The organism is Tardiphaga sp., assembly GCF_028290495.1.
GTDB lineage: Bacteria > Pseudomonadota > Alphaproteobacteria > Rhizobiales > Xanthobacteraceae > Tardiphaga.
In genome coordinates this window covers 1-13,457 of record NZ_JAQGJT010000048.1, presented here as the reverse complement: position 1 = coordinate 13,457, position 13,457 = coordinate 1, and the positions used below count along the sequence as shown (strand labels likewise).

The window sequence follows — 13,457 nt, the reverse complement described above, 5'->3', positions numbered from 1 at the left end:
GCCGTCGCGATACCATCAGCTCCGCCGCCACGGCTTCAGCGAGCGAACGTCCCAGCGCCCGCCTTCCTTGCAGGCGGCGCCTTGCAGCCAGGTTTCGGAGCGGCCGTTGACGTAGCTGGCGAGAAACGCCCGGCAGGTCTGGCCGTCTTCGGTATAGGCATTGGACAGCGGCGTCACCGAGCCGCGTGCGCCGGTCGAGGGGTTTTCCCACGGCTGGCTGGAATCCTTGTCGCCCTTGGTCAGAACGTCGGAGGCGGCGGTGCGGGCGAACACCAGATCAGCTTCGGTTGGCTCCGGGCCTGCGGCCGGCGCCAGCGGCGTGATCGAGCCGGTGATATCGCCGCTTTCCATTTTGGCGAAGGCGCCTTCGTTGCGGCCGACGCTGCAACCGCACAGACCCGTACCAATCACAATCGCTGCCATCGCAGCGCTGCGCGGGCAGATGGCCGATAGGCCAATGCGAAGACGTGCCCTATATAGGACTGGCCTATGCAGGAACCGCAGCAAGCTCGAAGCATCAGGCCAACGCAAGACGGAACTCCGGACATGACCGACACGATCGCACCCATCAAAGACCCAACTCCGTTAACGTCCGGTGATTTTACGGCCGCGGCGGAGCCTTTTGCGCTGTTCGCTGAATGGTTCGCCGAGGCGCAGGCCTCCGAGCCGAACGATCCTAACGCCATGGCGCTGGCCACCGTCGATGCCGACGGCCTGCCGGATGTCCGAATGGTGCTGATGAAGGGCTATGACGCCGAGGGTTTTGTTTTCTACAGCCATGTCGCCAGCCAGAAGGGCCAGGAACTCGCAGGCAATCCCAAGGCCGCGCTGCTGTTTCACTGGAAGTCGCTGCGCCGGCAGGTGCGCATTCGCGGGCGGGTAACCCGCGTCACCGAGGCCGAGGCCGACGCCTATTTTGCCTCGCGGCCCAAGCAGGCGCAGATCGGCGCCTGGGCCAGCAAGCAGTCGCAGCCGCTGGAGAGCCGCTTTGCCTTCGAACAGGCGATCGCCAGGGAAGCCGCCAAGCATCTGATCGGCGGCGTACCGCGCCCGGCCGGCTGGAGCGGCTGGCGTATCACGCCGCAGCGCTTCGAGTTCTGGCAAGATCGCCCGTTCCGGCTGCACGACCGTATCGAATTCCGCCGCGAGGTGGCTGCGGCGCCCCCGGACGCCCCCTCCGGATCCTGGACCAAGGTGAGGCTCTACCCGTGAGCCAGACTTCCGACAGCCCGACCAACCGAACGAGACCGAGCAGCAGCATGGCGTCCACAGGTTCCAACGTGCCGAAGCGCACTCTGCTGCTGACCGGCGCCAGCCGCGGCATTGGCCATGCCACTGTGATGCGCTTCTCCAGCGCCGGCTGGCGCGTGCTGACCTGCTCGCGGCATCCGTTTCCCGAAGTCTGCCCGTGGGACGCGGGTCCCGAGGACCACATCCAGGTCGATCTCGCCGACCACGCCGACACCACGCGCGCCATCGCGGAGATCAAGCAGCGGCTCAACGGCGACCCGTTGCACGCGCTGGTCAACAATGCCGCGATCTCGCCGAAGGCCGACGGCGGCGGCCGGATGGGCTCGATTGACACCGACGTCGATACCTGGAGCCATGTGTTTCGCGTCAATTTCTTCGCGCCGATCATGATGGCGCGCGGGCTTATCGAGGAGTTGAAGGCGGCCAAGGGCTCGGTCGTCAACGTCACCTCTATCGCCGGCTCCCGCGTGCATCCCTTTGCGGGCGCGGCCTATGCGACCTCGAAAGCGGCGCTGGCGTCATTGACCCGCGAGATGGCGTCGGATTTCGGCCGCCACGGCGTTCGCGTCAACGCAATTGCGCCGGGCGAGATCGACACCTCGATCCTGTCGCCGGGCACCGAGAAGATCGTCGCCGAGCAGATCCCGCTCAATCGGCTGGGCACGCCGGACGAAGTGGCGAAGATTATCTATGTGCTGTGCACGGAGACGTCGTCTTACGTGAACGGCGCCGAGATCCATATCAACGGCGGCCAGCACGTCTGATTTGTCGTTCCGGGGTGCGAGCAGCTTGCTGCGAGCGAACCCGGAATGACAGCTTCACCTTATTCCGCAGAAATACGGCGCGGCGCCCGCGCGGCGTCGCTGACGCCGAGGCTCGAGCAATCGTCATCGGATTCGCCGTCCATCAGCGAGGCGCCGCAATGCCGGCAGCTTCGCGCCGAGATTGGCTGCGCCCGGCCGGCGTTCACCGTGGCCTGGCGCGCCTGCTGGTAGGACAGGAAATCGAAGACGTTGGGGGAATTCACTGGGGCGAGCATTGCAGTCCTCATCAATTGAGCTTGCGTTATGACAGCAACCCTTCGCTCAACCGTTCAGCGAAACGCTCAAATTTTACGGTTAGAATTGTGGCAGACTGCCGGCGCGCCGCGTCCGGCAAGGAGGTCGTGGTTTGTTAACGGTGGCCGGGAGCGCCGCCTCGACTTGGTCGATGCATCGAAGGTGTTCGCCGGCCGGGCTGCGCGGACGCGGCGCGGATGGGTGAGGTCCTGAAGTCGCACATGACAAGGAAGAAGGCGGCAGGGAAGAAGGCAGGATAGCGCATCATTGGTAGCGATTCACATCCTCACAGCCACTTCTTCCACTTGAAGAACATGTAAGGCAATGCTGCGGCGAACACCATCATCAGTAGGGCGATCGGATAGCCGTGCTCCCATTGCAGCTCCGGCATGATGCGGAAATTCATGCCGTAGACCGAAGCGATCAGCGTCGGCGGCATCAACACGACGGCCATCACCGAGAACAGCTTGATGATGTTGTTCTGCTCAAGATTGACAACGCCGAGCATGGCGTCGAGCACGAAGGTGATCTTGTTCGACAGGTACGAGGCGTGGTCGGTCAGGGAGGCTACGTCGCGCAGCATGGTCTTCAACTGTGCGCGCATGTCCTTCGACCATTTGACGCCGTCGGCCTCTGCGGTGACGAAAGTGACGACGCGGCCGATCGAGACCAGGCTCTCCCGGACTTTCGAGGTCAGGTCGCCCTTGCGGCCGATAGCGATCAGGATTTCCGAATAGCGCTTGGCGTGGCCGGTGCGCATCGACTCGTCGGGCTCGAAGATGTCGTGGCTGACCTGGTCGACATCGGCGCCGGCGCGCTCCAGGATGTCGGCGCAGCGATCGATCACGGCGTCGAGCAATTCCAGCAGCACGGTCTCGCCGTTGGCGTTCGGCGGTGTGCCGCGCGCCAGCTTGGACTCGATCAGCACGAACGGCTTCGGCGCGTCATAACGCACGGTGACGAGGCGGTGGCCGGACAGGATGAAGGTGACCGGCGTGATGCGCGGCGAGTCGGTATCGGCGTCGCACATCAGTGACGCCGTCATGTAGCGCGCGCCGTTCTCGATATAGAGCCGGCTGGAAATCTCGATCTCCTGCATCTCCTCCCGCGTCGGCACGGCAATGCCGAACAATCGCTCCACCGCCTGATCCTCACCCGGCGACGGGTTGAGGAGATCGATCCATACCGTGTCCAGCGGCAGCGCCGTGAGGTCGGCCGGCTCGGAGCGTTTCAGGGTGGTCTCGACGGGGGTGAAGACAGCGAGCATGGCAACTCCGGGACAATGGCGACGCAAGGTGGTCGGCGAGTGATGCGGGACGATTCGTCAAAGACGACCCGCATAGCCGGACATCATGGGGCCGGTCATGACAGTCTTCCGGCGGCGCGCCAACCCCTCGAATGAGCAGCCCGGAACTCACGCCGCTGTGACCTGCGACGCGCGACCGATCAGCCGGATGCGAGGTCAGGGTTCTGATTGCTCACGAAGCCCGCAGGTGCATCTCAAACCTGCGACAATTTAAACACAGCCTGCGACGATGTGTCCGTTGACAGCGTGTAGCCGCTGGAAAAATCGCGGATTTCGGCGATAGTCATTCGGCCCGGAGCGACCGAGGCGACGTTGGCGTCGCAGGCCGTCCGTACTGGAAATATGAAATGTCGTCTTGGAAGCTGAGACCTTGGAATTTTAGACTGGGAATGCTTTTCGCCAGCGGCCTGATGCTGACGGGCTGCATGCAGACGCAATACGAGGCCGCCTCGGATGCCGCGATGAAGCCGCGCGACCGGGAATTGCTGGCCAAGGTGTCCTACGTGAAGACTCCGGTCGCCGAGCCGTTCCGCCGCGCCATCGTCGATTACCACCGAAAGGAACTGCCGGGCTCGATCGTGGTCGATTCCGACAACCACTACCTGTATTACGTACAGGATGGCGGCAAGGCGATCCGCTACGGCATCACCGTCGGTGAAGAAGCCATGGCCTGGTCCGGCATTGCCAAGGTCGGCAGCATGACCGAATGGCCGCCCTGGCACCCCACCAAGTCGGAAATCTCAAGGCTGGGCGTGCCGACCTTCGTGCCGCCCGGCCCGGACAATCCGATGGGCTCCCGTGCGCTCTACCTGTACTCCGGCGGCAAGGACACGCTGTTCCGGATCCACGGTACCAACCAGCCGGAATATATCGGCGCCTCGATCTCTTCGGGCTGCATCCGCATGACCAATGAAGACGTCATCGACCTCTACAGCCGCGTTAAAATGGGCGCCGTGGTGGTGGTGCTGGAGCCCAGGCAGGGCGATTCGCCGTACAATTCGAAGCTGGCGCTGCAGGGCGGGGGCGGCTCGCCGAACTGATCCGAGTCCGAAAGCCGCGATTCGAAAAGGCGTCGGCCGGCTCCTGTGTTTTTTATGCATGGAAGCGCGATAGCTTGCGTGAAATTTCATCGCGGAGCGGCAAAGCTGCGACATATCGGACACACTTGCCGACAGCTTGTGCGCTGCGTGAGGGAAGTTCTGGAAGAATACAGCTTTCGACGATACTCATTTGGCAGGGATTTATTAGCCGTTACGGCGCATCTTTGGCGCCGACCGTATTGGAACGCTCGCAATGTCGTCGATCAAGATGAAGCTTGGACTTGTTCTCGCCGCCGGCCTGATGCTGTCGGGTTGCATGCAGACCTCCACCACATTCCAGGCCGCGCCGGAAGCTAATCTGAAGCCGACAGACAAGGCGCAGCTGGCCAAGGCGCGCTACGTCAATACCCCGGTAGCCGAGCCGTTCCGCCGCGCACTGGTCAGCTATCACCGCAAGGAAGCGCCGGGCTCGATCGTGGTCGATTCCGACAATCACTACCTGTATTACGTGCAGGACGGCGGCAAGGCGATCCGCTACGGCGTCACCGTCGGCGAGGAAGCGTTGGCGTTCTCCGGCGTAGCCCGCGTTGGCAACATGGCCGAGTGGCCGAAGTGGACGCCGACCAAGGACATTCATGCGCGCATCGAGGGCCTGCCGGCCCAGGTGCCCGGCGGGATCGACAACCCGCTCGGCGCGCGCGCGCTGTATCTCTATCAGGGCAACAAGGACACCTTGTTCCGGATTCACGGCACCAACCAGCCGGAATATATAGGCGCTTCGATCTCGTCGGGTTGCATCCGCATGACCAACGAAGACGTCATCGACCTCTACAACCGCGTCAAGACTGGCGCCGTGGTGGTCGTGCTCGAGCCGAAGCACGGCGACTCGCCGGTGAATTCGAAGCTGGCGCTGCAGGGCGGCGGCGGCGCGTACTAGGCGCGGAACTGACTTCTCAGGATTAGAAAAAGCGCCGGTTTTGCCGGCGCTTTTTTGTTGGGCGGAGCCTTTCTTCATGGTTCTGCGACGACGGCAGTGGTTTCCCTCCCCCTTGCGGGAGGAGAAGCCGGTGCTCGCTGTCAACGAAAGAGCCCTACCTGACGACCGGAAACGGAAACGGGAATGATGATGGCGCGGCGTGGCGTTTGCGCGGCTTGGGCTTGGCCTTGGGCTTCACCGGCGGAGGAGCCGGCTCTACGGCCTGGGGCTCCGCTTCGGCTGCGGACGCCGCGGCGGCCGGCTGCTCGGCCGGCGCGGTCTCCGGCGGTCTCTCCGCGGCCGACTGGTCCGCCGCGCTTTCGCGCGGAGGCGCTTCGGCGGGGCGTTCGGCCGGCATCAAGGGCGCGATCGCCGGCAGCTGGTCCCAGACGCTCCACTGGCAGATCTTGTAGTTGCCGCGGCGCTCGGCGAGATCGAGGTGGATGTGGTCCTCGTGATAGCCGTCCGAGCCCGGGCCCAGCACCGTCGAGAACCGCGTACATATCGACATCAGCACCTTCTCGCGCAGTTCACGCGGTGTGCCGCGCTCGGTCAGCGCTATGCTCTGGCCGTTGCCGAGCTTGAGGCCGCGGATATCGAGCGCGTTGGCGCGGCCGTGTTCCGACATCTTGGCGCCGACCACGCGATTGCGTCCGCGGCAGTCGAAGGAATCGAAATTATCCAGCTCGACGAGCCGGGTGCCGAGCGCTGCGGCCATCGGAGCCATGTCGGTACGGATCCAGTCGGCCACGGCGCTCGCCATCGAGCAGCGCATGGTGCCCCCGGGCTTCAGCGGCACGCGGGTCCTGTCGGGCAGGACGACTGCCTCAAGATGCACCATGTCGGGACCGCCGCAGGCGCCGGGACCCTTGATGTCGGGAACGCTGGGCGCGATCGCGATCGCGTCGGTCAGCGCCAGGCGGCAGGCCGACAGCTCCGGCGGCTTTGCTTCGGCGGCGGGCTTCTCCGCCGCGGGTCGCTCCGAGGCGGCAGGCTGGTCCGGCTGCGGGGGCAACGGGGCCTCGGTGGGGCGCGGTTTCGGGAGTGGCACGCCGCGTGCCGTCAGATTGGCCTGTGCCGGACCCGCACAAATTAGGATTGCCAGCACCAAAGCCAGTGCGGCGATTGGCCTTTGGTCGCAGATCAATCGGCCACAAGGCCATTTCCGCAGCCTTCGCCACACGCTAAAGTTCATCGCAAGTCCTTGCCGGAAAAGAGCTCCTGAAACGGACCTCGGCAACACAAGTCATATCGAGGAGGAACGTTCGAATGCACGGGTTGATGCAAGACTGGCCACTGCTTTGCCACCGGATTATCGATCAGGCGGCGCAAGTCCATGGCAGCCGCGAGGTGGTCACCCGTTCCGTCGAAGGTCCGATCCATCGCACCAATTACGCCGAGATCCGCGCCCGCGCGCTGAAGGTCGCGCAGCGGCTCGACCGTGACGGCATCAAGATGGGCGACCGGGTCGCGACCATTGCGTGGAATACGTGGCGGCATCTGGAGACGTGGTACGGCATTATGGGCATCGGCGCCATCTGCCACACCGTCAATCCCCGCCTGTTCCCCGACCAGATCGCCTGGATCGTCAACCACGCGCAGGACCGTGTGGTGATGACCGACCTGACCTTCGTGCCGCTGCTCGAAAAGCTCGCCGACCAGCTGCCCAGCGTCGAGCGTTACATTGTGTACTGCGACAGCGCGCACATGCCGCAGACGACGCTGAAGAACGCCGTCGCCTACGAGGACTGGATCGCCGAGGCCGATGGCGACTTCAAGTGGAAGGAGTTCGACGAAAATACCGCCGCGGCGATGTGCTACACTTCCGGCACCACGGGCGATCCGAAGGGCGTGCTGTATTCGCACCGCTCCAACGTAATGCACGCGCTGATGGCCAATACCGGCGATTCGCTCGGCGCCAACGCCGCCGACACCATGCTGCCGGTGGTGCCGCTGTTCCACGCCAACAGCTGGGGCATTGCCTTCTCCGCGCCGTCGATGGGCACCAAGCTGGTGCTGCCCGGTGCCAAGATGGACGGCGCCTCGATCTACGAGCTGCTCGCCACCGAGAAGGTCACGCATACCGCCGGCGTGCCGACAGTGTGGCTGATGCTGCTCAACCACATGGCTTCCAACAAGCTCACGTTGCCCGATCTGCGCATGGTCGTCTGCGGCGGCTCGGCAATGCCGCGCTCGATGATCAAGGCCTTCGTCGACATGGGCATCGGCGCGCGCCACGCCTGGGGCATGACCGAGATGAGCCCGATCGGCTCGCTTGCCGCGCTGAAGCCGCCGTTCGATCAACTCGAAGGCGAGGAGCGTCTCGATATCCTGCAGACCCAGGGCTATCCGCCGTTCGGCGTCGAGATGAAGATCACCGACGACAACGGCATGGTACTGCCGTGGGACGGCAAGACCTTCGGCCGGCTCAAGGTGCGCGGCCCTTCGGTGTCGCGGGCCTATTACCGGGTCGAGGACAATATCCTCGACGAGGACGGCTATTTCGACACGGGCGACGTCGCCACCATCGACGCCCACGGTTACATGCGGATCACCGATCGCTCCAAGGACGTCATCAAGTCCGGCGGCGAGTGGATCTCGTCGATCGACCTGGAGAACCTTGCGGTCGGCCATCCGCAGGTCGCGGAAGCCGCGGTGATCGGCGTCGCGCATCCGAAGTGGGATGAACGCCCGCTATTGATCGTGCAGCTCAAGGCCGACCAGACCGCGACCCGCGAGGACATCCTGAAATACATGGACGGCAAGATCGCCAAATGGTGGATGCCCGACGACGTCGTCTTCGTTGACGCCATCCCGCACACCGCCACCGGCAAGATCCTGAAAACTGCCCTGCGCGATCAGTTCAAGAACTACAGCCTGCCCACGGCGGCGGCGTAAATTTATCACCTCTCCCTGCGAAGTGCAGGGAGAGGTGATATCCAATCTGAATAGCGGGCATCGTCCCGAGTTCCCGGTTGCGCCGCTAGGCGCGCCTGCGCACGATCCCGGCATGATTCGCACACCTCAACAGGACAAACCCAAGCCGCGCAAAAGCGCGGCCGTGGCGCCGAGCTTCAAGCGGGAGCGTGCGCTGCTGAAGCAGGGCGTGTGGCCGGTGGCCGGCTGCGACGAGGCCGGGCGCGGCCCGCTGGCGGGGCCGGTGGTCGCGGCGGCGGTGATCCTCGACCCCAAGCGCATTCCCCGCGGGCTCGACGATTCCAAGCGGCTGACGGCGGAGCGGCGCGACGCATTGTTCGAGGAAATCTGCGCCACGTCGTCCTTCGCCGTGGCGTATGCCTCGCCGGCGCGGATTGACCGCGACAATATCCTGCGCGCGTCATTGTGGGCTCTGGCGCGCGCGGTGCACGCGCTGCCGGAGGCGCCGAAACACGTATTTGTCGATGGCCGCGACCGCATCGATACGACAGCTGAGTGCGAGGCGGTGATCGGCGGCGACGGGCTGGTGCTGTCGATCGCGGCTGCGTCGATCCTGGCCAAAGTGTCGCGCGACCGGCTGATGTGCCGGCTCGCCGAGGATTGCCCGGGCTACGGCTTCGAGATCCACAAGGGCTACGGCGTGCCGCAGCATCTGGCGGCGCTGCGCGATCTCGGCCCCAGTCTGCATCATCGCCGGCTGTTTGCGCCGGTCGCCGCGGCGCGGGCCCGACACGAAGCCATCGCGCGCGACGCCGACCTGTTAGCAGAGCCTCTGATCGCGCTCGATATCCCGGCCTGAACCGCGGTTCGGTTGCCTCCATCGCGCTTGCGCCGTATCACACGGATAGGTTTTCCCGCGGGCCGGTCCAGGCGATACATGCGTTTCACCTCCCTGATCGTCGAACTGATCCGCGCCCGGCCCCGGCTGATCTTCTGGGTCGTGGTGCTGTGCCAGGCCGCGTTGTGGCTGGTGGTGCCGCTGTTGCTTTACAAGGGGCCGCCCGGCGAACTGGCCACCGTGCTGGCCTATGGCCGCGAGTATCAGGTCGGCACTGACCTCGGCCCGCCGCTGGCTTTCTGGCTCGCCGACATGGCCTTCCGCGCCGCTGGCGGTCACATCTTCGGCGTCTATGTGCTGGCGCAACTGTGCTTCATCGCAACCTTCCGCGCGCTGTTCTATCTCGGCCGCGCCATCGTCGGCGGGCCGCAGGCGGTGGTCGCGGTGCTGCTGACCATGACGGTGACGGCGTTCAGTTCGCCCGGCGTCGAATTCGGCCCGTTGGTGCTGGCACGGCCGCTATGGGCGATGCTGCTGCTGCACGCCTGGCTGGTGATCGGGCAGGGCCGCCGCAACGCGTGGTTCGCGCTGTCGATCGAGGCCGGGCTGCTGCTGCTGACCACCGCGACGGCGCCGTGGCTGCTGCTGCTGCCGCTCGGTTTTGCGCTGGCTACCGCGCGCGGCCGCCGCCACCTGAGATCCTTTGATCCGATCTACGCGCTGCTGGTGATCTCCGTCATCGCATTGCCCTATGCGACCTGGCTGATCCGCGCCGACGCGGTGGTGCTGCCGCCGCGCCCGGACCTTTCGGGTATCGTGGGCATTGCGCAGCAGTGGGGTGTGCTGCTCGGCTGGCTGGTGGCGGCGACGGCCGGCGTGATCGTGCTGACCGTGATGAATTGGCGCCGCGTCGTGCCGCAGCCCGAGGACGCGCCCATCATCTTCCGTCCGCCGGTCGATCCCCTGGCGCGCAACTTTGTCTATTTCTTCGCGCTGGCCCCGGGCCTGCTCGGCAGCCTGTTTGCGGCGCTGTATGGCCTCGGCCGCCCGGTCGGTGGCGCCGGCATCGGGTTGCTGTTGTGCGGCCTCGCGGTGGTGATCGCCAGTGGTGATCTGGTCATGCTGCGGCGGCACAAGCTGCTGCGCAAGGTATGGGCCCTGGCGATCGCCGCGCCCGCTTTGGTGGTGCTGGCCGGCGCCGTGATCGTGCCGTGGAGCGGCGGCGGCGAGCAGGCCACCGCGCTGCCGGCGCGGGATATCGCGCGTTTCTTCGGCGACAGATTCGAACGCCGCACCGGCCAGCCATTGCCAGCGGTGGCGGGCGACGCACAACTGGCGGCGCTGATCGGCCTGGGCGCGTCGCGTCCGCATGTGCTGTTCGATGCGTCCGCCGCGCGGACGCCGTGGATCACGCCGGCGATGTTTGCGCAGACAGGCGGCGTCGTGGTGTGGCGCGCGGCGGATACGTCCGGCGCGCCGCCGTCGGACATCGCGGCCCGTTTCCCCGATCTGGTGCCGGAAGTTCCGCGCGCCTTCGATCGCCTCGTCAACGGCCGCGAAGCGCCGCTGCGGATCGGCTGGGCCATCGTGCGCCCGAAGGCGCCGTAACGGCTCGCTACGACTCCCGCGCCGGCAGCGCTGCCAGCGCCGCGGCGATCGCGCGGAGATCTACCCACGCCATGCGCTTGTAGCCGGGCGAGCGCAGCAGATAGGCCGGGTGGAAGCTGGCGATGGCGCGGATGGTTCGCGTGCCGGTGTCGTAATCGACCCAGCGCCCGCGGCTCTTCATGATGCCGTCCTTTGTCTGCAGCAGCGTCTGGGTCGAGGGATTGCCGAGCGTGACCAGAATGTCCGGATTAACCAGTTCGATATGGCGCTGGATGAACGGCAGGCAGATCAGCGTCTCTTGCGGTGTCGGCGTGCGGTTGCCCGGCGGCCGCCAGGCAATCACGTTCGCGATGTAGGCGTTGCTGCGGTCGAGGCCGATCGCGGCCATCATCTTGTCAAGCAACTTGCCGGCGCGGCCGATGAAGGGCAGGCCCTCGATGTCCTCGTCGCGACCGGGCGCCTCGCCGACGAACATGATGCGGGCCTGCGGATTGCCGTCGGCGAATACCAGCTGCGTCGCGGTGGATTTCAGTGCACAGCCCTCGAAAGCCTCCATCACGCCGCGCAGCGCCTCCAGCGTCGGCGCGCCGCGCGCAGCCTCGCAGGCTGCGGCGATCACCACTTCCGGGGCGACCTCGATTTTGGCCGGTAATACCGGCCGCGCCTGTGCGCCGGCCTGCATCGAGGCCAGACTCGGCCGCTTTGGAGCGTCGTCCGACGATTCTTGAGCGGATTCTTGGGAAGCCGCCCGCGCCGGGGCGACATCCATGTCGGCCAGCCGATCGACCGGCTCGTCCATCAGGGCGCAGTCCACCCCTGCCTCAAGGTAGAAGGCCAGCAGTTGCGCGATGCTGGGCGCGGGATCAGGCGTCACGGTGGGCATGGCCGCAATCTAGGACATATTGCGCGGCAGCGAAACGGCCGCCGGGCATTTCGGTGGTTGTTCTCGCGCCCAAAATCGGAAACAACAACCCTTAGAAGCGTTCTGAACGGGTTTTACACGTGTCCGAGATCAAAATGATGAGCATTGAAGAATTGCCGCCGCGCGAATCCATGGAATTTGATGTCGTGATCGTGGGCGCTGGCCCCTCGGGCCTGACGGCTGCGATCCGGCTGAAACAGCTCAATGCGGACCTCTCGGTCGTGGTGGTCGAGAAGGGTTCCGAGGTCGGCGCGCACATCCTGTCCGGCGCGGTGATCGATCCGGTTTCGCTCGATAAATTGATCCCGGACTGGCGCGACGACGCCGATTGCCCGCTCAAGACCCAGGTCAAGGACGACCAGTTCTTCTTCATGACCAGGACCGGCGGCTTCCGGCTGCCGAATTTCCTGATGCCGCCGCTGATGGACAACCATCACTGCTACATCACCTCGCTCGGCATGGTGACGCGTTGGCTCGGCGCCAAGGCCGAGGCGCTCGGCGTCGAGATCTATCCGGGCTTCGCCGCCGCCGAGACGCTTTACGACGACAACGGCGCGGTACGCGGCATCGCCACCGGCGACATGGGCATCGGTCGCGACGGCCAGCCCAAGGATTCCTTCACCCGCGGCATGGAACTGCTCGGCAAGTACACGCTGTTCGCTGAAGGCGCGCGCGGCAGCCTGACCAAGCAGCTGATCGCCAAGTTCGCGCTCGACAAGGATTGCGAGCCCGGCAAGTTCGGCATCGGCCTCAAGGAAATCTGGCAGATCGATCCCGCCAAGCACAAGAAGGGCCAGGTGCAGCACTCGTTCGGCTGGCCGCTCGACAACAGCACCGGCGGCGGCTCGTTCCTGTATCACTACGACGATAATCTCGTGGCAGTCGGCTTCGTGATCCATCTGAACTATGAAAACCCGCATCTCTATCCGTTCGAGGAATTCCAGCGCTTCAAGACGCATCCGCTGGTTCGCGACACCTTCGCTGGCGCCAAGCGGCTGGCCTATGGCTCGCGCGCGATCACCGAGGGCGGCTACCAGTCGGTGCCGCGTCTGACCTTCCCGGGCGGCGCGCTGATCGGCTGCGCCGCGGGCTTCGTCAACGTGCCGCGCATCAAGGGCGTCCACAATGCGATGGCCAGCGGCATGCAGGCCGCCGAACACGTCAACGCAGCACTTGCTGCCGGCCGCGCCAATGACGAACTGGTCGATTACGAAAACGGCTGGCGCGCGTCGTCGATCGGCAAGGACCTGTTCCCGGTGCGCAACGCCAAGCCGCTGTGGTCGAAGTTCGGCACCATCGTCGGCAACGCGTTGGGCGGCTTCGACATGTGGTGCAACACGTTCGGCTTTTCGCTGTTCGGCACGCTCAAACACGACAAGCCCGACCGCAAGACGTTGAAGCCGGCCAAGGACTATCAGCCGATCGCCTATCCGAAGCCGGATGGCAAGCTGACCTTCGACCGGCTGTCCTCGGTGTTCCTGTCCAACACCAATCACGAGGAAGATCAGCCGCCGCACCTTAGGGTGGCGGATCCGGCGCTGCAGAGGTCCTCCGAGTATGACGTCTATGCCGGCCCCTCGA

At 65.1% G+C, this 13,457-nt stretch carries 13 protein-coding genes; 8 read left to right on the top strand and 5 right to left on the bottom strand.

Annotated features, from left to right (window positions below):
* Window positions 1-15: 15 nt before the first annotated feature.
* Complete coding sequence (locus JWQ24_RS09395; protein WP_299806942.1) at window positions 16-423, bottom strand: RT0821/Lpp0805 family surface protein; 408 nt, start codon at window positions 421-423, stop codon at window positions 16-18.
* 123 nt (window positions 424-546) lie between these two features.
* Here JWQ24_RS09395 and pdxH point away from each other — a divergent pair, with 123 nt between their 5' ends.
* Window positions 547-1,212: a pyridoxamine 5'-phosphate oxidase gene (pdxH, locus tag JWQ24_RS09390; RefSeq protein ID WP_299806940.1), complete on the top strand. Its 666-nt coding sequence runs from the start codon at window positions 547-549 to the stop codon at window positions 1,210-1,212.
* 47 nt (window positions 1,213-1,259) lie between these two features.
* The gene (locus tag JWQ24_RS09385; RefSeq protein WP_299806938.1) at window positions 1,260-2,015 is read left to right on the top strand and encodes an SDR family oxidoreductase; all 756 of its coding nucleotides are present in this window, start codon (window positions 1,260-1,262) and stop codon (window positions 2,013-2,015) included.
* A 59-nt stretch (window positions 2,016-2,074) separates the two neighbouring features.
* Here JWQ24_RS09385 and JWQ24_RS09380 read toward each other — a convergent pair whose 3' ends face one another.
* The gene (locus tag JWQ24_RS09380) at window positions 2,075-2,290 is read right to left on the bottom strand and encodes a hypothetical protein (protein WP_299806936.1); all 216 of its coding nucleotides are present in this window, start codon (window positions 2,288-2,290) and stop codon (window positions 2,075-2,077) included.
* 305 nt (window positions 2,291-2,595) lie between these two features.
* Window positions 2,596-3,576, bottom strand: a complete 981-nt coding sequence (locus JWQ24_RS09375; RefSeq protein ID WP_299806934.1) for a magnesium transporter CorA family protein — start codon at window positions 3,574-3,576, stop codon at window positions 2,596-2,598.
* Window positions 3,577-3,962: 386 nt separating this feature from the next.
* On the opposite strand from JWQ24_RS09375, the gene JWQ24_RS09370 reads away from it, so the two are divergent.
* Together JWQ24_RS09370 and JWQ24_RS09365 are read left to right on the top strand one after the other, a co-directional pair.
* A complete protein-coding gene (locus JWQ24_RS09370; RefSeq protein WP_299806932.1) occupies window positions 3,963-4,655 on the top strand; it encodes a L,D-transpeptidase in 693 nt (230 codons plus the stop codon).
* A 253-nt stretch (window positions 4,656-4,908) separates the two neighbouring features.
* Window positions 4,909-5,592 carry a L,D-transpeptidase gene (locus JWQ24_RS09365; RefSeq protein WP_299806930.1) on the top strand — a complete coding sequence of 228 codons (684 nt, stop codon included), beginning with the start codon at window positions 4,909-4,911 and terminating at the stop codon, window positions 5,590-5,592.
* A 154-nt stretch (window positions 5,593-5,746) separates the two neighbouring features.
* Here JWQ24_RS09365 and JWQ24_RS09360 read toward each other — a convergent pair whose 3' ends face one another.
* Entirely contained in the window at window positions 5,747-6,826 is a 1,080-nt protein-coding gene (locus JWQ24_RS09360; RefSeq protein WP_299806928.1) for an extensin family protein, read from the bottom strand.
* A gap of 74 nt (window positions 6,827-6,900) precedes the next feature.
* Here JWQ24_RS09360 and JWQ24_RS09355 point away from each other — a divergent pair, with 74 nt between their 5' ends.
* From JWQ24_RS09355 to JWQ24_RS09345, 3 genes are all read left to right on the top strand, one after another.
* Window positions 6,901-8,529: a fatty-acid--CoA ligase gene (locus JWQ24_RS09355; RefSeq protein WP_299806926.1), complete on the top strand. Its 1,629-nt coding sequence runs from the start codon at window positions 6,901-6,903 to the stop codon at window positions 8,527-8,529.
* 112 nt (window positions 8,530-8,641) lie between these two features.
* A complete protein-coding gene (locus JWQ24_RS09350) occupies window positions 8,642-9,367 on the top strand; it encodes a ribonuclease HII (RefSeq protein ID WP_299806924.1) in 726 nt (241 codons plus the stop codon).
* Between the two features lie 78 nt (window positions 9,368-9,445).
* On the top strand, window positions 9,446-10,954 hold the full coding sequence (locus tag JWQ24_RS09345) for a glycosyltransferase family 39 protein (RefSeq protein WP_299806923.1): 1,509 nt from the start codon (window positions 9,446-9,448) through the stop codon (window positions 10,952-10,954).
* Between the two features lie 7 nt (window positions 10,955-10,961).
* On the opposite strand, the gene JWQ24_RS09340 is transcribed toward JWQ24_RS09345, so the two are convergent.
* Window positions 10,962-11,828, bottom strand: coding sequence for a uracil-DNA glycosylase (locus JWQ24_RS09340; protein ID WP_299806974.1), 867 nt, complete (start codon window positions 11,826-11,828; stop codon window positions 10,962-10,964).
* A 146-nt stretch (window positions 11,829-11,974) separates the two neighbouring features.
* Between JWQ24_RS09340 and JWQ24_RS09335 the strand changes: the two genes are divergently transcribed.
* Window positions 11,975-13,457: electron-transfer flavoprotein:ubiquinone oxidoreductase (locus JWQ24_RS09335; RefSeq protein ID WP_299806972.1), on the top strand; the 1,483-nt coding region annotated here is incomplete at its 3' end.